The sequence below is a fragment of the Cupriavidus phytohabitans genome, assembly GCF_000426345.1.
GTDB lineage: Bacteria > Pseudomonadota > Gammaproteobacteria > Burkholderiales > Burkholderiaceae > Cupriavidus.
In genome coordinates this window covers 1-21977 of record NZ_AUFE01000070.1, presented here as the reverse complement: position 1 = coordinate 21977, position 21977 = coordinate 1, and the positions used below count along the sequence as shown (strand labels likewise).

General features: G+C 64.2%; 18 protein-coding genes and 1 pseudogene. 6 read left to right on the top strand and 13 right to left on the bottom strand.

The features are described from left to right. A partial coding sequence (locus K309_RS37810; RefSeq protein ID WP_035878562.1) for a transposase occupies positions 1 to 245 on the bottom strand: 245 nt, incomplete at its 3' end. Positions 246 to 331: 86 nt separating this feature from the next. Here K309_RS37810 and K309_RS37805 point away from each other — a divergent pair. Further along, positions 332 to 823, top strand: a pseudogene (locus tag K309_RS37805) (Bug family tripartite tricarboxylate transporter substrate binding protein); the annotation flags it as partial. Between the two features lie 139 nt (positions 824 to 962). Here K309_RS37805 and K309_RS0129145 read toward each other — a convergent pair. Then, the gene (locus tag K309_RS0129145; protein ID WP_029049648.1) at positions 963 to 1523 is read right to left on the bottom strand and encodes an RBBP9/YdeN family alpha/beta hydrolase; all 561 of its coding nucleotides are present in this window, start codon (positions 1521 to 1523) and stop codon (positions 963 to 965) included. Positions 1524 to 1532: 9 nt separating this feature from the next. Further along, positions 1533 to 2444, bottom strand: a complete 912-nt coding sequence (locus K309_RS0129140; RefSeq protein WP_051320675.1) for a TauD/TfdA dioxygenase family protein — start codon at positions 2442 to 2444, stop codon at positions 1533 to 1535. Positions 2445 to 2773: 329 nt separating this feature from the next. Between K309_RS0129140 and K309_RS0129135 the strand changes: the two genes are divergently transcribed. Further along, positions 2774 to 3832: a beta-keto acid cleavage family enzyme gene (locus K309_RS0129135; protein ID WP_029049646.1), complete on the top strand. Its 1059-nt coding sequence runs from the start codon at positions 2774 to 2776 to the stop codon at positions 3830 to 3832. Positions 3833 to 4091: 259 nt separating this feature from the next. Here the strand turns inward: K309_RS0129135 and K309_RS0129130 are convergent, their stop codons facing one another. From K309_RS0129130 to K309_RS0129095, 8 genes are all read right to left on the bottom strand, one after another. Beyond that, the gene (locus tag K309_RS0129130; RefSeq protein ID WP_029049645.1) at positions 4092 to 6191 is read right to left on the bottom strand and encodes a TonB-dependent siderophore receptor; all 2100 of its coding nucleotides are present in this window, start codon (positions 6189 to 6191) and stop codon (positions 4092 to 4094) included. A 156-nt stretch (positions 6192 to 6347) separates the two neighbouring features. Next, positions 6348 to 8000: a pyridoxal-dependent aspartate 1-decarboxylase PanP gene (panP, locus tag K309_RS0129125; RefSeq protein ID WP_029049644.1), complete on the bottom strand. Its 1653-nt coding sequence runs from the start codon at positions 7998 to 8000 to the stop codon at positions 6348 to 6350. Positions 8001 to 8218: 218 nt separating this feature from the next. Next, the gene (locus tag K309_RS0129120; protein ID WP_029049643.1) at positions 8219 to 8437 is read right to left on the bottom strand and encodes a hypothetical protein; all 219 of its coding nucleotides are present in this window, start codon (positions 8435 to 8437) and stop codon (positions 8219 to 8221) included. A 434-nt stretch (positions 8438 to 8871) separates the two neighbouring features. Further along, positions 8872 to 9966 (bottom strand): branched-chain amino acid aminotransferase, encoded by a 1095-nt coding sequence (locus tag K309_RS0129115; RefSeq protein WP_029049642.1) that lies wholly within the window; start codon positions 9964 to 9966, stop codon positions 8872 to 8874. Positions 9967 to 10290: 324 nt separating this feature from the next. Continuing rightward, positions 10291 to 10479 carry a hypothetical protein gene (locus tag K309_RS0129110; protein ID WP_029049641.1) on the bottom strand — a complete coding sequence of 63 codons (189 nt, stop codon included), beginning with the start codon at positions 10477 to 10479 and terminating at the stop codon, positions 10291 to 10293. 208 nt (positions 10480 to 10687) lie between these two features. Beyond that, positions 10688 to 11308, bottom strand: a complete 621-nt coding sequence (locus K309_RS0129105; protein ID WP_029049640.1) for a hemerythrin domain-containing protein — start codon at positions 11306 to 11308, stop codon at positions 10688 to 10690. A 195-nt stretch (positions 11309 to 11503) separates the two neighbouring features. Beyond that, positions 11504 to 12586 carry a maleylacetate reductase gene (locus K309_RS0129100; RefSeq protein ID WP_029049639.1) on the bottom strand — a complete coding sequence of 361 codons (1083 nt, stop codon included), beginning with the start codon at positions 12584 to 12586 and terminating at the stop codon, positions 11504 to 11506. A 12-nt stretch (positions 12587 to 12598) separates the two neighbouring features. Continuing rightward, positions 12599 to 13603 carry a tripartite tricarboxylate transporter substrate binding protein gene (locus K309_RS0129095; RefSeq protein WP_029049638.1) on the bottom strand — a complete coding sequence of 335 codons (1005 nt, stop codon included), beginning with the start codon at positions 13601 to 13603 and terminating at the stop codon, positions 12599 to 12601. Between the two features lie 157 nt (positions 13604 to 13760). Here K309_RS0129095 and K309_RS0129090 point away from each other — a divergent pair, with 157 nt between their 5' ends. The 3 genes from K309_RS0129090 to K309_RS0129080 all read left to right on the top strand — a co-directional run bounded on the left by K309_RS0129090 (position 13761) and on the right by K309_RS0129080 (position 16743). Beyond that, on the top strand, positions 13761 to 14699 hold the full coding sequence (locus K309_RS0129090) for a LysR family transcriptional regulator (protein ID WP_029049637.1): 939 nt from the start codon (positions 13761 to 13763) through the stop codon (positions 14697 to 14699). A 531-nt stretch (positions 14700 to 15230) separates the two neighbouring features. Beyond that, positions 15231 to 15524, top strand: coding sequence for a hypothetical protein (locus K309_RS0129085; RefSeq protein ID WP_156914477.1), 294 nt, complete (start codon positions 15231 to 15233; stop codon positions 15522 to 15524). Positions 15525 to 15594: 70 nt separating this feature from the next. Then, entirely contained in the window at positions 15595 to 16743 is a 1149-nt protein-coding gene (locus K309_RS0129080; protein WP_029049635.1) for a branched-chain amino acid ABC transporter substrate-binding protein, read from the top strand. Between the two features lie 7 nt (positions 16744 to 16750). Here K309_RS0129080 and K309_RS0129075 read toward each other — a convergent pair whose 3' ends face one another. Continuing rightward, the gene (locus K309_RS0129075) at positions 16751 to 20188 is read right to left on the bottom strand and encodes an adenylate/guanylate cyclase domain-containing protein (protein WP_029049634.1); all 3438 of its coding nucleotides are present in this window, start codon (positions 20186 to 20188) and stop codon (positions 16751 to 16753) included. A gap of 288 nt (positions 20189 to 20476) precedes the next feature. Here K309_RS0129075 and K309_RS0129070 point away from each other — a divergent pair, with 288 nt between their 5' ends. After that, on the top strand, positions 20477 to 21520 hold the full coding sequence (locus tag K309_RS0129070; RefSeq protein WP_051320674.1) for a GlxA family transcriptional regulator: 1044 nt from the start codon (positions 20477 to 20479) through the stop codon (positions 21518 to 21520). A gap of 112 nt (positions 21521 to 21632) precedes the next feature. On the opposite strand, the gene K309_RS0129065 is transcribed toward K309_RS0129070, so the two are convergent. After that, a partial coding sequence (locus tag K309_RS0129065; RefSeq protein WP_029049545.1) for a zinc-binding dehydrogenase occupies positions 21633 to 21977 on the bottom strand: 345 nt, incomplete at its 5' end.

Sequence of the window (21977 nt, the reverse complement as noted above, 5' to 3'; positions counted from 1 at the left end):
GGCACGAACGCCGCCAGCGAACCGTGTTCTACCGCCTTCGATTCGCGATCCAGCCGAATCCATTTGCGCAGTTGATTGGCATTGACTTGAGCCTTGAGCGCCATGCCTGCCACTGATGCGCCAGGCCGAACACACAGCTCAATCAAACGCCGCTTGGCAACCGGATCGTAATCGCGTTTCCCATTGCGCCGGACACGCACTACTCGCAGTGGAAAGCAGTCAACATCAACATCGTCAGTGATCATGGTTTGCGTCCGCAAAGTGTTTGCGGACGCAAGCCTGCCAAGACTCACCCTATAAAACTAGGACGCTGTTTCTCGGTCGCTTACGATTAAAGGGCCACACCTCGGGCATACTGCTCGGACAACTCACCCATGTGCCAATGCGGCACGTAGGCTACAAGGGCTCTCCTCCCGCATTGAACGACCTGATGGGTGGACATGTGCCGCTGATGTTCGATGGGGTGGCTACCTCGTTGCCGCTGATCAAGGCGGGGAAGATCAAGGCGATTGCGGTGGCCTATCCGACCCGGATTGCGGGATTGGCGGATGTTCCGACGTTCAAGGAGCTTGGCTACCCGCAGCTGGCGCAGGCAGGCTGGTTCGCTGTCTGGTCCCGCCCGGATGTCGACCCGGCGGTCCAGCAAAAGATCCGCGAGGCCACGCTGGCATATTTCAAGCAGCCCGCCGTGCAGAGTCGCATCAGGGACATGGGCATGGAGCAGGGCGATCCCTCCACCTCGGAGGAGATGATGACGGACCTGAAGCACGCATACCAGCAACAGGCCGCGCTGCTGAAGTCGATCAACTACCAGCCGGAATAATTGGAAGATGCGGTGAGGGAACTCGCCACGGCTGCTCCGGCGTGCTTGGCACAAGCATCGGTCCGCGCATGCGGAACGGCCGATCCGGCGAGTTCTCATCGGGGGAGGGGCAGGTCCTGTCCTTTACTCCCGGCTTCGTTCAGGAGAGCTCGCGAATAAGCGCTTCCGCCTGCGGCCATTCACCATAGCCGGAAGCCGGATTCAGATGCCCGACTTCGCCGAGTTCGACGAAGCGGCTTCCCCACGCCTGCGCCAGTTCACGGGCGCGATCGAGACGAGTCAGCGGATCATTGCTGCTTGCCGCAACGATGCTCGGAAACGGCAAGGTGGCGCGAGGGATCGGCAGCCAGCCATGATCGCGCAGTGTGTCGATCGCCGGGTAGCCTGCCGGCATAGGCGTCTCGAGGTCCGCGGGTGCCGCAAGCAGTGCGCCAAGGATCTCGCGTTCAGTGCCTCGCGCCGCCCAATGGGCGACCATCATCGCGCCTGCGCTATGCGCCACGATGATGACCGGCCCTTCGATAGTAGCCAGGGCACGCTCGATCGCATCGACCCGGGCAGTGCAGCTCAGCTTGTCTTGTTCAAGTGGGGCGACGGAGACCACGCGAGGCAGCTTTGCTGCCAACAGGGTCTGCCAGTGTTCCGGCACATGGTCACGCAGGCCGGGGACGATGAGAACGGTTGGTGTCATAGAGTGCATGTCAGGCTTTCAATATGGCGCGTCACCCATGATGGCGGTTCGCTCCATCTTTCGGTGGCACGGGGGGTAGTCCATCACTGCATAGTGCTGGGTCGAACGGTTGTCCCAGAATGCGACGCTGTTTTTCTTCCAGCGGAAACGCACCTGGTACTCGGGAATGCTGGCCTGGCTGACCAGATAGTTAAGCAAATTGCTGGCGCCCGGCGCCTTGTCCAGTCCGAAGCGCACGTTAGCCGGCACGTTGTAATTGGTGAAGTGCGTGGTAAAGCTTCCGTTGACGAACAGTACTTTCTCTCCGGTTTCCGGATGCGTGCGCACAACCGGATGCTCGGCGTCGGGGTACTGAGCCTTCAGCGCAAGTCGCTTTTCGATCGGCATCGCAGCCCCGAAGCTCGACTCGATGCTATGGCGCGCGCGCAATGAGGCGATCTTCGTCTTGATCTCCTCGGGCAACTGGCTATAAGCCTCGACCATGTTGACCCACATCGTGTCGCCGCCCACAGGCGGGCATTCAATGCAGCGCAGCACGCAGGCTAGCGGAGGCTTCTCGCGCCAGGTGGCATCGGTATGCCAGGAATTCTCGTTGCGATCCGGCGAACTGTCCGGGGTCTTGTAGATTTGCACCAGTCCCGGGTGATCCGGATGGCTGCCCACCACCGGATGGTCTTCAAGCTGGCCGAAGCGGCTCGCAAATGCAACGTGCTGCGCGCGCGTGATGTCCTGGTCGCGGAAGAACAGCACACGATGCTTGAGCAGCAGCGACCGGATTTCGGCCATCTGCTCGTCGTCCTCGGCAGCCACACCCAGATTGACGTTGCTGAGCTCTGCGCCGATCGTGCAAGTCATCGGCTCGACGCGGATCGAACTGCTCAGAGAGGTGGCGCGCAGCACTGCGGGCGCCGCCGTTGGGGAGTGATTCATGATTGTGATCTCCAGTGGTCGATCAGGCCGATCAACCCTTGTGAGTTTGGATGTTGCGGGCTTCTTCCGCTTGACGGGAGGCGACAAGCATTTGCCATTTCATGGCACGGCCATGCTCAGGTTCCTCAATCTCGTCCGGGCGACTGCGCCGCGTATTTGTCATAAATGGATAAGTGCCCGACATCCAGCGTAAAGCGGAAAGTGGCACGGGACAGGATGATTTACTCGAAGTCCCGACACTTCGACATGAATTGCCTTGAGGAGACTTGCATGCACTTCTCAGTAGCGCACGCACTTCTCAATAGCCGCCTTCCACGTAGAGATTCAACATGAACTTCCTTGACGGCCACCTGTATCCCGAGAACCAGCAGCCTCTGATCATCACGGCCGCTCCCTATGCGCCGGGCTGGATTCCTTCCGATTTTCCGGAAGATATTCCTATCACCATGGAGGAGCAAATCCAGAAAGCGGTGGATTGCTACGAAGCCGGCGCCACCGTGCTGCATCTGCATGTGCGCGAAGCCGACGGCAAAGGCAGCAAGCGCTTGTCCATGTTCAATGAACTGATCGCCGGGGTACGCGCCCGCGTGCCGGAGATGATCATCCAGGTGGGCGGCTCCATCAGCTTTGCTCCCGAGAGCGACGGCGCGGCGGCCAAATGGCTGTCCGACGACACGCGACACATGCTGGCTGAACTCGATCCGAAGCCCGACCAGGTGACGGTGACCGTCAACACCACGCAGATGAACGTGACAGAGCACGCCGGCATCGATGACTTCAAGGGAGTGTCGCGCGGGTTCCCGCACCTCTACGGGACCTACAAGGACATGATCGTGCCCTCGAATCCGAGCTTTATCGAGGAGCATATCCGGCGTCTGACGGCTGCTGGAATTCAAAGCGAGTTCCAGGTCTACAACATCAACAGCTTCGAAACGATTGAACGCCTGATTCGCCGCGGCGTTTACAAGGGGCCGCTAGTGATGAACTGGATGGCTATCAGCGGCGGCATGGATCAGGCGAACATCTACAACCTGGCCAACATGCTGCGTGCCGTGCCCGACGGTGCCGTGGTCACGGTGGAAAGCTCGGTGCTCAATGTGCTGCCCATCAATATGATCGGCATGGCATTGGGCCTGCATGTGCGCTGCGGCATCGAGGATGTGCTGTGGAATCAGACCCGCACGGGCAAGATGAGCTCGGTGGAGCAGATCAGGCAATTGGTGCGTATCGCCGGCGAATTCGGTCGCCCCATCGCGACAGCGAAGCAGGCACGCGAGATCTGCAAGATCGGCGTGTTCTACGACACGGCGGAAGAGACGCTTCAGGCCAATGGCTTCGCGCCAAACCGTAACGGTGGAAACCAGGGGTTCCTGCGCAAGCCGGACTGAAGGTCAGGGGGGCTGACATCCGTCCTGCATGGGGCGCGCGGCGGGATCGCGCAACGCCCCATGGGCATGCGCGGCGGGACCGCGCGGTGGCGCTCGTGCCGTCATTGGCCCGGAGAAACCCTGGACAAGTCGTGGGCGACCGCGGGGATGTCTCCGCCGGGCAGGGTGGGGGCATTCATGGCGCTGCCGTGGGCAGTCCCCGCCGTTGGCCTGGCTGGCTTCAACGTGGCTGTCCGGCGCCTTGCCCGCCGACGCGGCATCAATAGTTCATCGTCACGTTCAGCATGGCTACCCGCGGATTGCCCACGGGCAACACGTTATTGTTCATGCCGCCTGCGTAGTACATCTTGTCGAACACGTTCTTGACGTTGAAAGCCGCGCGCCAGTGCGATGCCACGTAGCCGACGGCAAGATCGGCCACGGTGTAGCCCGGCACGGTGTAGTTGAAGCTGTAGCCGCGCTTGGCGCTCTCGCCGCGCAGGCCGGCACCGACGTACCAGCCGGCCAGCGCGCCACGGAAGCGGTACTGGCCCCACGTCGAGAAGCTGTGCCGGGGCACGCTGTTCAGCGGCTTGCCGACGTTCGCGGCCGTGGTGTCCTGCGTGACTTCGCTTGCGATGTAGGCATAGGCCAGCGACACGCTGAAGCCATTGCCAAGATCCTGTGTCAGTTCCGCTTCCAGTCCGCGCGATCGCTGTTCGCCCACGGCCGTGCTGAAGCCAGGGTTGACCGGGTCGCTGCTGAGCACATTGGTGCGTGTCAGGTCGAACGCGGCCAGCGTCAGGAGGCCGGTCTTGCCAGGCATGTCGAACTTGACGCCCACTTCGTACTGGCGGCCCTTCTCTGGCTTGAAGGTGGCGCCGCTGACGTCGGTACCGGCGTTGGGCAGGAACGACGTGGCGAAGCTTGCGTACGGTCGCGCCCAGTGCGTCAGGTCGTACATCACGCCCGCGCTGCCAGTGACGGCGTTGTTGTCGTTCACGGTACGCGACGACGCCAGCCGGTCCGTCGTGCCCGTCCGCGCGGATTCGTAGCGCACGCCGCCAGTCATGGTCCAGCGCTCGGCAATACGGATCTGGTCGCGCAGATAGAGGCCGACGGCGTCCAGCGTATCGGTCGCATCCACGCTATAGGCGGACGGACAGTTGATGCTCGCGCCATAGACCGGGTTGTAGACGTTCAGCGCGGCCACGCGACACGTCTTCTGCAGGCGGTCTTCCTTCGTATGACGGTAGTCGATGCCGAAGGTCACGCTGTGGGCGTGCCCCGTGAACGCGAAGGTCCGCTGCATGTTGGTGTCAACACCGAACGAATTTCCCGAGAAGCTCTGCTGCGTGCCACTGCGGTTCATCGACTGGCTGTTGACGGCCATCGTGCCGGCCGACACCAGCGTGCCGTTCAGCGACGACGTCTGGTAGCGCAGGTTCTGGTTCAACGTCCAGCCGGAGTCGAACCGGTGCGCCAGCGCGTAACCGATGCGGTTCTGCTCGCCGTCATAAGAGGGCGCATCCGGCTCGCCGATGAAGCGGTTGGCCGGCACCACGCCATTGCGGTTCGGCACCAGCGTGCCATTCACGGGCAGGCCTTGCTGGCGCACATAGTTGCGCTGGTTGTGGCTTGCCAGGATCGTGAAGTCCGTGCGACTGCCAAGGTCCAGCGTCAGCGACGGCGCGATCCAGCGGTTGCGATACCAGACATGGTCGGTGGGATCGTCGCTGTTCATCATCAGCGCGTTCAGGCGGAACGCAGCCTTGCTATCGCTGGCCAGTGGCGTTCCCACGTCGACAGTCATCTGCCGGAAGCCGTAGTTGCCGACAGTCAGGCCCGCTTCGCCGAACAATTCGGCACGCGGGCGCTTGCTGACCATGTTGACCAGGCCGCCCGGCTGTACCGCGCCGAACAGGATCGAGCCGGGTCCCTTGAGGACTTCCACGCGTTCCACGCCGAACAGCTCCTGCGCCACGCGGTTGTTGCTGTCGACGAGCAAGCCGTCGGCAAAAATCGATTCCGATGCACGCTGGCCGCGGATGATGAAGTCGTCCCAGCCGCGCCTGCCATAGACGTTGGTGACCACGCCGGCGGAATTCTGCAGCGCATCGCTGAGGTTCTGCGCCTGCTGGCTGTCGAGCAGATCGCGCGTAATGACGGTGATCGATTGCGCGGCGTCTGCCGCTGATTGACCCGACTTGGTCACGTCGGCCGGCCGCCGCGTGGCAAAGCCGACGTCGGTTTGCCCGTCGCCGGCGGCGCTGACCGTCACGGATGGCAGCGTGGTCAGATCTTCGGTGGCGTGGGAGACAACGGGAGGCAGGAGCAGGGTACTGACGGCGGCGGGTATGGCAAGACGGCGGACAAGCATGACGGCCCAGGGCGGAAGGAAAGAAAGCTTCGCATCATAAATGAGAAGTATTCTTATTTCCACTCGACCGGGCGCTTCTACGCGGGAACCATTTCACGTTCGTGAAAGTTCTGACTCTCTATGCCGGGGCCAATTCGAGAGCCAGCCGCAAATGCCTCACGCGACGTCCGGCGCTTCCACCAGCGCCATCAGCGGCGCCATGCACGGGCTTGCCGCCGCCCATGTGCGATGTTCGTCCAGGATCTCCTGCAGCATGGCATGCGTCGTATCCGGGTTGGCCAGCACCACGCGGAAAACGGCAATCGGGCGCCCATCCCATTGTGACGACGTCAATTGCGTGCGCGATATGAACGAGCGGCCGGCATCACGCTGCATTTCCTGGATGCTGATGGTCAGCGCATCCAGCGCGTCCAGGATCTTCTCGCGCCGGTCCGCCGACGCCGTGGCCAGCGCGGCACGGACGGTCTCGGGCACATGGCGATAGGTCAGGATGCAGAGCTGCGGATGGCTGTCGAGCTCGAAATCCGGCTGCTGCGCAATCAGGGAAGCAAAGTAGTTGGCGTTATCGATGCTGCGATCGATCAACTGCGCCAACCCCTTGCGGCCGAGCAGGTGCAGGTTCGCATAGAGCATGACTGCCGCCGCGCCGCGCGATCCTTCGAGCGTATGGCGCCCCAGGTCCACCGAGCCCTTGCGCACGATGTAGTTCGCATGCTGGATGATTTCCCGCGTCCACGCCGGGCTCCGGAACAGCACCATGCCGGCACCCATCGGCACGTAGAACTGCTTGTGCGCATCGATGACGACGGAATCGGCACGCTCGATGCCCGCGAAGCGCCAGCGCTCGCGCTCCGACAGCAGCGTTGCGCCGCCCCATGCGGCATCCACGTGGAAATGGCAGCCGGCCTCTTCGGCAACATCCGCAATCGCGTCGAGCGGATCGACCGCGCCCGTCTCCGTCGTCCCCGCTATGCCGACGATCGCCATCGGCCGGATGTTGCGCTGCTGCAAATCACGCATGGTGTCGCGCAGCAGGTCAATGCGCATGCGACCATCTGCGTCGACCCCGACCGGCACCAGATTGTCGCGGCCGATGCCAAGGACATCCGCTGCCTTGCCCAACGAGTAGTGTCCGCGCTCCGAGACCACGATCGCGAGGCCATCATGGCCGTAATGGCGCAGCGCAGCCGCCAGTCCGGCGCGATGGATGCCGGCGAAACCATCACGCGCGCCCAGCAGGTTGTTGCGGCTCGCCCATAGCGCGGTCAGGTTGGCGACCGTGCCGCCCGAACAGAACGCGCCGAGCGCATGGTCGGCATCGTGCAGCCATCTCGCGTAGAAGGCGCTGTCCTGGGCAAACACCAGCTTGTGCAGCATGCCGATGACCTGGCGCTCGAGCCCCGTCAGCGCCCCCGACGTTTCGAGCTTCACGACGTTCTGGTTCAGCGCTGCCACCACCTTGGCCAGCGCAGGCATGAACGACGGCAGTGACGACGTCATGTGTCCGACGAACGTTGGCGATGCCACCGGCATCACGTGCCGGAACACGTCGTTGAGCAGATGATCGGCATGCGCTTGCGGCGATGTCGGAGTCTCGGGCAGCTCAACCGACGCGAACACCGCCGCGCGTGTGGCGCACGCGCCAATCGGATCAAAACTCTCGCCCGCAAAGAAATCCGCTGGATGCTCGGCGATCAATCGCTCGAGCGATTCGAATGCACCCAGATCCGCGTCGAACCACCGCAAAGGGCAGTCGTCGCCCCCGTCCGTGCTTTGTGAAGTCTCTACGCGAGCGATGTCCGGCTTCATTTGCATTACCCAATTCAGTCCCATAGCGCCATGGTGTGCCGGGCATTATGCCGGATCGGACGGATGCGGATGCTGCTCCAGAGCCGGAACCGCCTCTGAGTCCGGGGTCTGAACGTTCTGGTTCCCAAAAAGTAAAATCCCCACACTCTGGGAAAGTGTGGGGTTCTGGAGAGCGGAACCGGGTTTGGGGAGGTGTCCCCGGCCGGGATTTTCAGCCCTTACAGGGGGGCGCGGTCCGAGGCAATGTAGTACCTGGCGCCGTCCGTATAAGTGTCGAATTTGCCGCTTTTTGCGCCGTCAGTGTAGACATCGTACTTTCCAGACCGCGCGCCGTCCGTGTAAGTATCGAATTTGCCACTCTTGGCAAACACAGGAGCGGCCGCCAGGGTGGCAGCAAGTGCGGCGACAGCGACTAGGGCACGGCGATTGGTATTCATGGCTCACTCTTTCTTCAAACTGGTGAATGCCATTCCCTTGGGATTAGTGCTTGTTGCACCGCGGCATTCGATGAGTGCCATATTAGGGATTTCCCTTGGGGCGGTAAACCCTTACGTTCGCAATGATCGGTTTCAAAAGCCACAATAATCGGCCCTGAACCGGAAAAATTCTTGGCCGAGCGCGGTTGGCATGCGTGTTGGGGGCCAGGCCATGGCAAATTGCCGGGTCTTCCGCACTTTGTGACGAGAGCGCATCCGGGCAGCGTGCTGCCGGGGTCGACGGCACGGCTTGCCGGCACGCAGGTCGCGCACCGGCTCCGGTATTTGTTGGAACCACCCGGACCGCCCAGGCGGGCGGGGACGCCGAACCGAATCAACGCGGCGCGCATTGCCCTCCGATTCCTAGCACGCCGCTGATGTCAGACACGCCGGTCTCAATCGAGGTGATGAACCCATCCGAACGGATCGGCGATCTTGCCGCGCTGGATGCCGGTCAGCAACGAGCGGAGGCGTTGTGTGACTTCGCCTTCCCCACCATTGCCGATCGTGAACTCCCCACCAGCATGACGCACCTGCCCGATGGCGGTGACGACCGCGGCCGTGCCGCAGGCGAAGGTTTCCTTGACCCGGCCACTGGCTGCATCTGCGCGCCACGTCTCGAAGTCGTAAGGTGTTTCGTTAACCGGAATACCCTCGTGCCCGGCCAGTTCGATGATCGAAGCGCGTGTAATGCCCGGCAGGATTGTCCCTGTTAATGGGGGCGTGCGCAGAGAGCCGTCATCCATCACGAAAAACACGTTCATGCCCCCGAGCTCCTCGATCCAGCGGTGCTCCGCGGCGTCAAGGAATACCACCTGGTCGCAGCCCTTGGCCGAGGCCTCGGTCTGCGCGATCAGGCTGGCCGCGTAGTTGCCGCCGCACTTGGCCGCGCCGGTGCCGCCAGGGGCCGCGCGGGTGTATTGATCCGACACCCAAACGGTCACCGCCGACTTGCCGGCCTTGAAATACGGGCCGACCGGGCAGGCGATCACGCAAAATATATATTCGGCCGCCGCGCGCACGCCGAGAAAACTCTCCGAGGCGAACATGAATGGGCGCAGGTAGAGGCTACCCTCGCTACCTGGAATCCAGGCACGGTCAATATCGACTAGCGCTTCCACGGCTTGCAGGAACGTGGCCTCGGGCAGCTCGGCCATCGACATGCGGGCAGCGGAGGCGCGAAAACGCCTTGCGTTCTCCTCTGGTCGGAACAGCGAGATCTTGCCGTCCTCGCCACGGTATGCCTTCATGCCCTCGAAGATTTCCTGCGCGTAGTGCAGCACTGCGCAGGCGGGATCGATCTGGAAAGGACGGCGTGCTTCGACCCTGGCGTCATGCCAGCCGCGGCCGTCGGTCCAACGGATCGTGACCATGTGATCGGTGAAAACCCGTCCGAAGGCCGGGTTCTCCAACTTGGCAGCGATCTCATCGGCGGGGGTGGGGCCGGGGTGAGGCTCTACGACGAACTGCAACTGATTTTCCGTGCTCATTTTTCCGTGTTCCGAGGATGTTGGGCCATATGGCCTGGCCGCCGCGATAGTGTCACCGGGGCGGGTGCCTTACAAGGGTGGAGAGCTATTCGCCAAAAAGCAACGCGCCGTCGCGCGCCCGACCGACAAGCCGGACGCGTTCGATCCTAGCCTGCAGCTTGCCGATTCAGGCTGCGGCCCTTTGCGCGCCACACCGATATTGGGCCCGCAACGCCGTCCGATAATGTGCTTCATTATGCGTATTTATGTCCGTCACGTGGACGAAACGGCGAATATCGTCCGGCAGTGAAGCCAGCGCGACGGCGGTGTCCAGTTGGTCGGCGCTCAGGGACGGCGCGAGCCTATCCACCATGGAGAGCTGGCGACGCGCTCGCGCGCCTTCTGCAGCATGGGCAGGTGAACCAGCGCCGGGGTGCCGCTCTGGCGGACGCGGCCTTTCTCGATGGTGTACTTGTCGTCCAGGCTGGCGTCGGCCAGCGCGTCGCGCAGCTTGGCGGGCAGTGTGGCATTCACGATGTCTGTCTCCGGATGCTTCTTTTGTCCGGAGGAGTGTAGGAAGCGCCCGCGCCATCGTAAATTCAAGAATTCCAACATCTGGTATCTTCAAAACGCATAGCGGACGGATGGGCATGCGATGACAATCGTGTCCTGGCTGGCCATCTTCACTTCCATGCAGAAAGCTTTGCTGCCTGATCGACGATGACAGCGAAGCGATCGACGTTCAGTGCATGGACGCGTTGGCTTCACTGTCGATCTGATCGCGCAAGCTCGCGAAGCGCTTCTCCACTTTGGCGCCGAATAGCGGATCGGCACTGGCCGGATCGGTGGCGGCAACCTCCGCCCAGTCCGCTTCCGTCAGAAACCGGGCGGCGCGCGGCATGACCTGTTTCTCCTCGGTGGACAGATGGTTGCGGTAGTACACAAGGTACATGGCGGCGGCCGCTTCCAGTGCCGCTCGCGAGGTGACAACTTCGCTCTGGGCTTCACGCAGGCGGTCGAGCAATTCCGCGCCGACCGTGGCGATCACGCGATGTTCCTGCAGTAGCCGGCTGATGATGATCCGCGTGCCCGGATCCCGTTCCACCAGCAGGGCGTAGGCGACATCCTCGCGGGGGTGGTGCACGCAATCGCCATAGTTGCGCATGTATTGGATGATCGTGGCCATCAGGCCGTAGTCGGGCTGCTCGCCCTGATGGAAGTTGCTGACCTGCTTTTCCAGCAGGTCGAGCAGTGAGGCGAAATGGATATGGTCGCTATGCCAGGCGGCAAGCGGTGTCGGGCCCGGGGTGGAAAGCGTGGCGGAAGCTGAGGTCGGAAGCGAGGTGACGATTGGGGTGGCCATGGCGCCCTCCAGGGAAGCTGGGCAAGCAGACCGTTGAGTCCGATACGATATCGGGACTCGCGGGGCCCTCAGTGACACAATAGTTTCCCTGCACGATTTGAGTCTGACGCAGATCAATGCGGCGCTAAGCGCTGACGCGGAAGTGCGCAAATGGCGCCTCGGGGGATGCTGGAGTAGGGCGCGCAAGGGCGCATTTCAGCCCGGCCGCAGACCGTGGAATGCGTCATCCAATAGCTGCCGGATTTCCTTCTGGGCCAGCGGCCGCGGGTTCGGATACTGCGCCTGCAGCGCCAGTTCGCAGGCGCGGTCGAGATCCTTCTCGCGCATGCCAATATCGCGCAGCGCCACGGCAGCACCCAAAGAAGCGGCCAGGTCGAACACGGCCTGCGGGCCGGTGGCGTCAGGGCGGCCCAACGCGGCGGCAATCGCCGCCATCGCCTGGGGTGCCGCGGGCGCGTTGTAGGCCAGCGCGTGGGGCAGCACGATCGTGTGCGTCTCGGCATGGGGCAGGTTGTAGCTGCCGCCAAGCGTGTGGCACAGCTTATGATGCAGGCCAACAGTGGCGCTGCCCAGCACGGCGCCGCAGAGCCAGGCGCCATACAGCGCATCGCTCCTGGCCGCGCGCAGTTCGGCGCTGTCCCGCTCGCCACCGGCTGCCGCGATCACCGGAAGCGCACGTCCCAGCGCTGCGATGCCTTCCCGGCACATCCAGTCGCTGACGGGCGTCCGATCGCCCGCGTACAGCCCTTCGGCGGCGTGGGCAATGGCATTGATGCCGCTGGTCACGCTCATCGCCACCGGCAGGCCGAGGGTCAGGTCGGGATCGTAGACCACCGTCCGCGGGAGCACGCGTGCATCGCGCCCGGTACGCTTCAGGCCGCCTTCGGTCAGGCCAAAGATCGGCGTCATCTCCGAGCCGGCGTAGGTCGTCGGGACGGCAACGATGGGCAAGTCCGATTCGAGGGCGATGGCCTTGCCAAGCCCGATGGTCGAGCCGCCGCCGATCGCCACCACGGCATCGGCGCCGAGCTCCGCCGCGCAGGACCGCGCCAGCCGCGCCTGCTCCACTGGCACGTGCATGACCGCGCCATCGAAGATGCCGGCGCAGCGCGCGCCCAGCACCTCGGCGGCGCGCTCGGCCAGGTCGCGTTGCTGGGGGGTGCAGAGCACCAGCAGCTTGCGTGCGTGCAGGGTGTCGGCTTCGGCGCCGAGCGTCGCGAGCGCGCCGGCACGGAACACGATACGCTGCGGGTGGGTCTGGTAGATAAAGGGTCGCATGATGCCAGGCACCTATTCAATGACGATATGGCGCGACTTGATCAGCCGGCCCCAGCGGACGGATTCTTCCCGTATCAGCTTGTTGGCCTGGGCACTGTCGCCGGCGATGACATCGAAGCCGCCGTCGCTCAGTACCTTGCCGATGGCCGGATCGCGCAGCGTAGCGTTGACTTCGACGGCGAGCCTGCCGAGGACGTTGGGCGGCGTGCGCGCCGGCGCGATCATCGCCACCCACGAATAGGCCTCGAAGCCCTTGTAGGACTCCGCCACTGCCGGCACGCCCGGCAGGCGCGCGTCGCGCTGGCCGGCTGTCACGGCCAGTGCGCGCAGCTTGCCGGCCTGCACGTAGGGCATCACCAGCGGCAGGCTGGCGATCATCGAATCGACATGGCCGCCCAGCAGGTCGTTGATGGCCGGGCCGCCGCCCTTGTACGGGGTATGCGTGCCGCTGGTTCCCGCGGCCTCATGGAACAGTTCGGCCACCAGCTGGTTGGAACTGCCGGCGCCGACCGACGCGTACGACACGGCATCCGGCTTCTTCGCCGCCGCGACGTAGTCCTGCAGCGTCTTGTACGGCGAGCTGGCGGGGACGACCAGCACCATCGGCGAGCGGACCATGTACGAGACGCCGGTCAGGTCCTTCTGCGAGGCGTATGGCAGTTTCGGGTAGATATGCGACTCGGTGGCGAAGCCATCGAACACCATGCCGATGGTGTAGCCGTCCGGCGCGCTGCGCGCGATCTGTGCGGTGCCGATGGTGCCGCCCGCGCCGGCGCGGTTGTCGATCATCACCGGCTGCGCCAGGCGCTTGCGCAGGCCCTCCTGGATCTGCCGCGCCACCTTGTCCACGGTGCCGCCGGCGGCATAGGGCACGATCAGCGTGACCGGCCTGGCCGGCCAGGTTTCGGCGCGGGCAGTGGCGGGGGACATCGACGCGGCCGTCACCGTGATCAGCGCCGCTGCCGCCAGCCGTGGCAGCGCGAAGCGCCGGATCGTCGTTGCTGCGGTAGTCTCCATCGGGGTCTGCTCCTCTCAGTGATGGGGCCCGGCATGCTCCACTTTTGCTTTATTTGCTAAGAGCCAGCGCACCGGGATCGGTCACTGGATGTTAGACTGGGTCGCATCGTGCGGGAAGCCGGCTCGCCTGCGCAACGCCTTTGCGGAGATTGCAAAAATGGAGTTCAGCCGATTCGCGGAAAACCTGTCCATCTTCGTCGAAGTCGCCCAGTCAGGCAGCTTCTCGGCGGTAGCCCGCCAGCGCGGCCTGGTCGCCTCTTCGGTGGCGCGGCAAATCGATACGCTGGAGCGCGAACTGGGGGTGCCGCTGTTCACGCGCTCGACCCGGGCGCTGGTCCGCACCGATGCCGGCGAACTGCTGTTCGCGCGCGCCACGCGCATCCTGCATGAACTGAGCGATACGCGCGATGCCGTGACGGCGCTGGAGCAGGGCGTGAGCGGGCTGATCCGGGTCGCGTGCCTGCCCGCGTTCGGCCGGCGCCATGTGGTGCCGCACCTCGGCGCGCTGTACGCCCAGTATCCGCGGCTGACGGTGGAGCTGGCGCTGACCGAGCGCATCGTCGATCCCGTGGTCGAACGGTTCGATGTCGTGATCCGCGTCGGCCAGCAGGCCGACAGCTCGCTGGTTGCCCGCTGCATCGCCAGCCAGCGCTACATCATCTGCGCGACGCCCGGCTATCTGGCCTTGCATGGGCGTCCGGCGCATGCCGACGAGATCGGCAGGCACCGCCTGATCGACCGTGGCCATAGCACCAGCATGCGCGGCTGGCGTGAGCTGCTGACCCCGGCGCACGCCGCCGCGGCGACGTTTGCGCTCGAGTGTGACGACTGCGATGCGCGGCGGCTGTCGGTGCTGCAGGGCCTCGGCATTGCGCTGATGCCCGACTGGTCGGTCGGGCCGGATATCGGCGCGGGCAGGCTGGTGGAGCTGACGCTTGACGGCCTGCTGCCGCAGGCGCCCGGCGGCATCTACCTGCTGCGCGCCACCCAGCATGCCAGCGCGAAAGTGAAGGCTTTCTGCACCCACCTGACCGCCAGCATGGGCAGCCCGCCGACCTGGCAACAGGCGATGGCAGGGGAAGCCGTGCTGGCGTAAGACGGCCGGGGGGGCCGGTTTTCGCGATCTGCGCATAATTCGTCGACGGACGATTCGATGGATGGCATAGATCTTCGGTTCGGGATGACTAGTTGAGATGCAATCTGGCACTGACCGCCGGGATGACACTGGCAATCTCGGCAAAGACGCCTTAACCGAGCTGCCGATGACACCGGCGCCAATCACCACTACGTCGTATGCGTTCACAGATGCACCTTCCATTGAGAGGTTGTGTCGGAAGTCTGGTGCAGGAGCAGTGGGGGGCCGGCTTACATAAGAGCAAGCGATTCTTGGCAGAATCGGAAGCAAACCTGGGTGCCTTTTGCGGCATGTTTCAGGGTGGATCGCCGTGCCAACGACATTCCTGGCCGAGGGTTGGCTGACAGTCGCCGCGAAGTGCGCGCTCCTTTCGCGGATCGCAGGCCATATCACGTATCGTGGCGACGGCTCCTAGAATGAATAGGAGGCGCGTCCGTGTAAGGGGTTGGGGGTTGGGTCTGGCGCGCACTGATGAAGGAACGGAGTGCGACCATGCCGAACGAGACCGACTATGACTCCCTTGCCATGGAAGTTGAGCGATTCTGGACAGAGGACCTGGAAGGCAAGGGGCATGTCGAGGTACGAAGTTTCGATAATCCCGAATTCGTTGTCACGCTGCTGGCGGTGGCCAGGGACAGGAATGGCCGCTGCTGGCTTCGATGCAAGGACGGGACGAGGCGCTATTCCCTGCTATGGGGGCCCGCGCAGTTTTACTTTGCTGGCAGCCGCCCCGACGATGAATTGATCCGGCCGAAGCGGGCGAGGGAGCCGGGCCTGCTGGAGTGACAGCAGCACCGAGTCACGGTGCGCACGGATGGCGCCGCCCCCGATTCCCCGTGTCGCCGGCATTGAACCCATGATCGATCTTTCCCGACGGCTGCTCGTGACAAGCTTGAGCGCCTTGTTGCTGACCTGCGTCTTCAGCCAGGCCTATGGACAACAAGTTGTCAAAATCGGAGTGTCCGGTCCCCTGACCGGTATCAATGCCGCCAACGGGAAGGACATGCAGAACGGAGTTCGCCTGGCTGTCGAGGAAGCCAATGCGCAGCGAATCAAGCTGGGCGGCCAGGAGGTCCGTTTCGAGATCGATGCGGTAGATGACCAAAGCGACCCGCGGATCGGGGTCCAGGTCGCGCAGAAGCTGGTCGACGACGAGGTGGCCGCGGTGGTCGGCTACTACAACTCGGGCGTCGCCCTGCCGTGCGCGCCGATCTTCGCCAAGGCAGGGATTCCGATGATCCTTCCCGCGGCCTCCAATCCGGACATCACGCATCAAGGCCTGAAGACGGTCTTCCGCATCATTGCGACCGATACGCAAAACTCCGGCATGGCGGGCAGGCACGCTGTCAATGTCATGAAGGCGCAGCGCATTGCCGTGATGGATGACCGGACTGCGTTCGGCCACGGGGCGGTGGACGAATTCACGCAGGCCGTCACGGCTGCCGGCGGCAAGATCGCGATAGCGGAATACACCAGCGACAAGGCGATCGACATCAACGCACAGTTGACGACAATCCGGGGGGCGAACGCCGATCTGCTGTTCTTCGGCGGTGGCACCTACCAGGCCGCGCTCATCGTGAAGCGCATGAAGCAACTGGGCATGCGCGCCCAGTTCGTCGGCAGCGGTGGCATTGCCGACAGCATTTTTCTCAACGTGGCGGGTCGCGATGCGGAAGGCGCGATGGCCTGGGAATATGGGCGCCCGATCGAATCGCTGACGCGAGGCAAGGCCTTCATGCAGACGTTCAGGAAGCGCTTTGGCACAGACATCCTGACCTATTCCCCCTTTGCCTACGACGCCGCGTGGGTGGCGATCAACGCGATGAGGCAGGCCAATTCCGCGAAGCCGGCCGACTTCGTGCCAGCCCTGCGGGCCACGCAATACGAGGGCATTACCGGGAAGATTGCCTTCGATGCGAATGGCGACCTGAAGAATCCGACGTCGACGCTCTACCAAGTCAAGGATGGCCGCTGGATAGCGGTCACCACGGTCGGGGCCGAATGATGCGGCCCTAGCCGAGCTCGGCTAGCAGCGCCCTGGCCGCGCGCAGGTCTGCTGTATCGAAGCCTTCGCTGAACCATCCATAGCATTTTGCCAGCAAGGGCTGGGCATCGGCCTGCCGGCCCTGCTGTTGCCACAGCCGGCCCAGGGACAACACGGCGCGCAATGCCAGGGACTGGGCCCCTTGCTCGCGGGCGATCGCGAGCGCACGCAGGAAGCAGGCTTCGGCGTCGCGGGCGCCCTGGCTTCCGTCCTCGGGGCGGCCCGGTGCCAGCAGCGTCAGCTCTCCCTTGAGCCGATGCAGTTCCGCCTCGTGAATCCGTTCGTCAGTCCGGTCTGCGACGTCCAGCGCCTCGTCCACTGCGGCAAGGCCTGCGTCGAGCTGTCCCGCCCTGGCACAGGTCTCGGCCAATAGCGCCAGGAAATGCGTTCGCAACAGATCGGCGCCAGTGGCGCGGTAGGCGCTCAAGCCATTTCGGATGAGGTCAATGCCCTCCACCGTGCGCCCCTCTGCTGCCAGCGCCCAGCCCGTCAGTATGGTTCCGCAAGCCAGACCGTACGGCAAGCCATGGTCGGTGGCGAGGGCGACGAGCGCCTGGGCGAGTTCGTGGGCCGGCTGGATCTCGCCGCGGAACAGGCGGACCTCGGCGGCCGCGATCAGCGCATCCGCCGAGTCGGAAGGATGGGATGGGGTCCGGGCCAGGGCAAGCGCCTCCTGGCTCCGCACGCAGGCCTGGTCGGGATAGCCGAGCAGCCACAGGTCCATGGCCAGCAGCGCGAGCCCCTGCACGCCGGGTTCCAGGCCATAGACATAGGCATGCGAGCGATGCAGCTCCGGGTCATAGAGAGCCATGGCCTGTTCCAGCCGCTCACGGGCAGGAACCAGTTCGCCAAGATAGAACAGATTGGCGCCCAGGGCCCGGCGCGCCTGGACCTGCAACGCAAGCTCCTGCGCTTCTTCCGCCAGCCCAAGCAGCTGGTCCGCCAGCCCTCGCGCAGTCCGGAGTTCCGCACGGACCGTATAGAACGTGCGCAGTCCCATCAGGGCAGTAAACAACTGGGCCGTCTCGCCGAGTTGCCGGCACAGTGCCAGCGCGCGCGTGTAGGTTTCTCCCACTTCCGGGGCAGCAAAGCCTTTGGCGGCCATCCAGGCCGGACCGAGGGCAAGCTGGATAGCGAGTTCCTCGCGTGCGCGCTCCCGGCCATCCGGCAGCGTGGCGAGCAAGTTGAGCGCCATGGTGAGGTGGGTGACCGCCTCGGCGTCAGCCGAGCGCTGCACGGCCTGGCGCCCGGCACGATGCAGGTATTCCACTGCCTTCGGCGTATTGCCGCTGCGGCTGAAGTGATAGGCCAGCTCGCTGCAGTGCTCCTCGAGCTGGGCGCCGAACAGCGCCTCGACCGCCTGGGCGGTGCGTTCATGCAGTGCCCGACGCCGCTCGCTCAGCAGGGAGCCGTAGGTCACCTCCTGCGTCAGTGCATGCTTGAAGCTGTATTCCACTTCCGGAAATGCCGGCTGCTCGTAGATGAACTCCCCGGCTTGCAGCCGCGCCAGCAGGGTCTTCGTCTTGTCCTCCGGTTGTTCGACGACGCGCACCAGCAGGCTCCAGGGAAATACCTTGCCGATCACCGCCAGGGTCTGCAGCAGCGCTTTCTCGGCAGGCTGCAGGCGATCGATGCGGGCAGCGAGCACCCCCTGCACGGTGGCAGGGATGTGCAGCTTGCCCGGAACCTGCTCGAGGCGGTAGTGTCCGCGCTCGCCGCGCAGGACCTGCCCTTCGACCAGGTCCTGCACCACTTCCTCGATGAAGAAGGGATTGCCTTCGGTCTGCTCCAGGATCAGTTGCTCGAGCCGGCCAAGCCCGGCGGCGTCGCCGAGCAAGGCGCGCAGCAGTTCCCGCGCCTCGGCCGCGCCCAGGGGATCGAGGCGCAGCTGGGTGTAATAGCTCTTGCGGCTCCAGTCGTGCCGGTATTCCGGCCGGAAATTGACCAGCAGCAGGATGCGGGCGCTCGGCACGCTCTCGCCGAGGAAGCCCAGGAAGGCCTCGGTTTCGCTGTCGAGCCACTGCAGGTCTTCGATGATCAGCTCCAGCGGCTGGGTCAGGCTTTCGCGCACGAGCAGGCGCTTGATTGCTTCGAAGGTGCGTTGCTGCCGGACCTGGGTGTCCATCTGCGCCAGTGCCGAGCCCGGCTCGGCGGCGCCCAGCAGGTGGCAAAGATAAGGCAGGCTGTCTTCCAGCCCGCGATCCAGCGTGAGCAGCTTGCCGGTGAGCTTCTCGCGCCGCCGGCGCTCATCGTCCTGCGCGGTGATCTGGCAGTAGTTCCGCAGCAGCTCGATCAGCGGCAGGTATGGATAGGCCTTGCCGTGGGAGACCGAGAAGGTTTCGAGCACCAGGCTATCGCGCGGCGCAAGCAGCTTGAACTCGTGGCAAAGCCGCGACTTGCCCACGCCCGGTTCGCCCACCAGGCCGACGATCTGCCCGTGCCCGGCCCGTGCCCGTGCGCGCGCTTCCTGCAAGGCTTCGAGCTCGCGGGTGCGGCCGACAAAGCGTGCCAGCCCGCGGCTGGCCGACACCTGCAGGCGGGTACGCAGCGGCCCGAGGCCGAGGACTTCGAAGACCGCGAGCGGCTCGGGCAAGCCCTTGATCGGCGTCGCGCCGAGCGCCTTGAAGGCGAAATAGCCTTCGGTCAGGTTGCGGGTGTGTTCGCTCGCAACGATCGACCCGGGCACGGCGATGCTCTCCATGCGCGAAGCAATATGGATCGAATTGCCCACCGGGTCGTAGTCGGTGTGCAGGTCCTTGATGCGGATCGTGCGCACCACGACTTCGCCGGAGTTGATGCCGACCCGGATCTGCAGGGCAATGCCCTGGGCGAGGCGCACGCCGTCGGCGTAATGGCGCATGGCTTCCTGCATGCGCAGCGCCGCCAGCAAGGCCCGCTGCGGATGGTCTTCGTTGGCGATCGGCGCGCCGAACAGCGCCAGGATGCCATCGCCCATCGACTTGGCCACAAAGCCCTCATAGTGGTGCACGGCCTCCATCATCAGCGCCAGTACCGGGTCGATCAGGCGGCGGGCATCCTCGGGATCGAGATCATGGATCAGCGCGGTCGAGCCTGCCATGTCGGCAAACAGCGCAGTGACCATCTTGCGCTCGCCGTCCGCCTGGCCGCGGGCTTCCATCTCTGCCTGCGCCGAGCGGATGCGCTCGGCCAGATAGGGCGGTGTGTAGTCGATGGGGGTGCTGGGCGCAGTTGCCGCGGCAGGCGGCGTCACGCTCGAGGGTGCGCTTGCGAGAGCACTTAAGGGCGCGCCGCATTCGCTGCAGAACTTGGCGCTCGCAGCCGCCTCTTGCCCGCAGGCCGGGCAGACGCGACCCTGCCTGGCGCCACATTCCTCACAGAACTTGGCACCTGTCGGATTCTCGAACCCGCAGCTTGCGCAGCGCATGGGGCTTATCCCCCGGATGGGGCCAGCGACAGCCAACAATTCATCTTAAGGCGGGCAGGGCACGTCGAACAGGAGAGAGTGTGAGAGTGTGCTGGTTGGATATGGGCGCACTGGATTGAGCAGGCACCCGGCCGCGGGCCGACGTCCTATGTCTTCCGAGCCGGCTTCGTGTCGAGGCCTGTGCATTATTCGTCGCGTGAGTCGGGGCTGGCGGGTTGGCGGGTTGGCGTTTACGCCCTGCGCCCGGCTGGCGAGGCGGAACGGTTGGATACAATCTGCGTTTGACGCATGCGGTCAGACATTCGACCGCGCCGTACCCGACGCCTGTGCCGCATGAGAACTACTGTAGACATCGTCATCTATCCCGGATTCAAGGCCATAGAAGCCGTTGGCGCCATCAATGTCTTCGACTATGCCAACACCCGTTTGCGGCAGCTCGGCTATGAACCGAAATACGACCTGCGGATCGTCGGACCGCAGGCCGGCGCCATCCAGTCCGATACGCTGATTTCGCTCGAGGCAGCGCGGTCGCTCGATGGCCTGCCGCCCGCCGACGTGGTGGTGATCGTGGGGGCCCGCGATATCGTCAATGTCCTGGCGGCGTGTGGCGCCGTCGTGGACTGGTGCCGCACGTCTGCCGACAGGATGAAAACCATAGTCGGGCTTTGCTCGGGGAGCTTTTTCCTCGCTGAAGCCGGCCTGCTTGGCGGCCGGCGCGCCGCCACCCACTGGAGCGTGGCGGAACTCATGCGGCAGCGGTATCCCGGGATACTGGTGGACGCAGACGCCATCTTCATTCGCGACGCGCATGTCTGGACGTCGGCCGGCGTGACCGCCGTGTTCGACCTGATCCTTGCCATGGTAGAGGAGGACCTGGGGCGCGATATCGCGCTGGCGGTGGCAAGAGATCTCGTCGTCTACCTGAAACGGCCGGGAGGCCAGTCGCAGTTCAGCGAACATCTGCTCAGCCAGATGACGGTCCATCCGAGGGTTCGCGATATCCAGGACTACATCCATCGCTCTCCCAAGGCGGATCTTTCGGTAAAGATGCTCGCGGCACGCTTTGCGATGAGTGAGCGGAATTTCTCCAGGGTGTTCCAGAAGGAGACCGGGCACGCGCCTTCGGCTTATGTAGAGCAGACACGGCTGGATGCGGCCCGGCGGCTGCTCGAAGACAGTGAGCAGCCGCTGAAATGGATCGCCATGGAAAGCGGCTTCGGGTCGGAGGCGAGGCTGAGGCAGACATTCCAGCGGCGGCTGAATGTCACGCCCGCTGCTTACCGCGAGCGCTTTGCCAGCACCGGTGTTGACGATGTCACCGGCGTAGCATGATGTGATCCAACCTGTCTGGCCGGCTTACAGCTGCCGTGCGTGGTGCCGGTAGAAGCGCTGCACGCCGCCATAACAGCCGTGTTGCGAGATCAGTTCCATCATGGCGCGCGCCTCAGTACAACACTACGGATCGGATCGACTCCCCGCGCTTCATCAGGTCGAAGCCCTCGTTGATGCGCTCCAGCGGCAGCGTGTGCGTGATCAGGTCGTCGATGTTGAGCTTGCCATCCATGTACCAGTCGACGATCTTCGGCACATCGGTGCGGCCGCGCGCGCCGCCGAAGGCCGAGCCCTTCCACTCTCGGCCGGTCACCAGCTGGAACGGGCGCGTCGAGATCTCGGCGCCGGCCTCGGCCACGCCGATGATGATCGACTTGCCCCAGCCCTTGTGGCAGCACTCCAGCGCCTGGCGCATGACCTGCGTGTTGCCGATGCATTCGAACGAGTAGTCCGCGCC

What these genes read in the sequence shown, in the direction of transcription:
- K309_RS0129080 (WP_029049635.1), top strand. Translation starts at nt 15,595, where the DNA reads ATGATCGATCTTTCCCGACGGCTGCTCGTGACAAGCTTGAGCGCCTTG.
- K309_RS0129075 (WP_029049634.1), bottom strand. Translation starts at nt 20,188, where the DNA reads ATGCGCTGCGCAAGCTGCGGGTTCGAGAATCCGACAGGTGCCAAGTTC.
- K309_RS0129115 (WP_029049642.1), bottom strand. Translation starts at nt 9,966, where the DNA reads ATGAGCACGGAAAATCAGTTGCAGTTCGTCGTAGAGCCTCACCCCGGC.
- K309_RS0129130 (WP_029049645.1), bottom strand. Translation starts at nt 6,191, where the DNA reads ATGCTTGTCCGCCGTCTTGCCATACCCGCCGCCGTCAGTACCCTGCTC.
- K309_RS0129095 (WP_029049638.1), bottom strand. Translation starts at nt 13,603, where the DNA reads ATGGAGACTACCGCAGCAACGACGATCCGGCGCTTCGCGCTGCCACGG.
- K309_RS0129070 (WP_051320674.1), top strand. Translation starts at nt 20,477, where the DNA reads ATGCGGTCAGACATTCGACCGCGCCGTACCCGACGCCTGTGCCGCATG.
- K309_RS0129105 (WP_029049640.1), bottom strand. Translation starts at nt 11,308, where the DNA reads ATGGCCACCCCAATCGTCACCTCGCTTCCGACCTCAGCTTCCGCCACG.
- K309_RS0129140 (WP_051320675.1), bottom strand. Translation starts at nt 2,444, where the DNA reads ATGAATCACTCCCCAACGGCGGCGCCCGCAGTGCTGCGCGCCACCTCT.
- K309_RS0129135 (WP_029049646.1), top strand. Translation starts at nt 2,774, where the DNA reads ATGAACTTCCTTGACGGCCACCTGTATCCCGAGAACCAGCAGCCTCTG.
- K309_RS0129120 (WP_029049643.1), bottom strand. Translation starts at nt 8,437, where the DNA reads ATGAATACCAATCGCCGTGCCCTAGTCGCTGTCGCCGCACTTGCTGCC.
- K309_RS0129090 (WP_029049637.1), top strand. Translation starts at nt 13,761, where the DNA reads ATGGAGTTCAGCCGATTCGCGGAAAACCTGTCCATCTTCGTCGAAGTC.
- K309_RS0129145 (WP_029049648.1), bottom strand. Translation starts at nt 1,523, where the DNA reads ATGCACTCTATGACACCAACCGTTCTCATCGTCCCCGGCCTGCGTGAC.
- panP (WP_029049644.1), bottom strand. Translation starts at nt 8,000, where the DNA reads ATGAAGCCGGACATCGCTCGCGTAGAGACTTCACAAAGCACGGACGGG.
- K309_RS0129100 (WP_029049639.1), bottom strand. Translation starts at nt 12,586, where the DNA reads ATGCGACCCTTTATCTACCAGACCCACCCGCAGCGTATCGTGTTCCGT.
- K309_RS0129085 (WP_156914477.1), top strand. Translation starts at nt 15,231, where the DNA reads ATGCCGAACGAGACCGACTATGACTCCCTTGCCATGGAAGTTGAGCGA.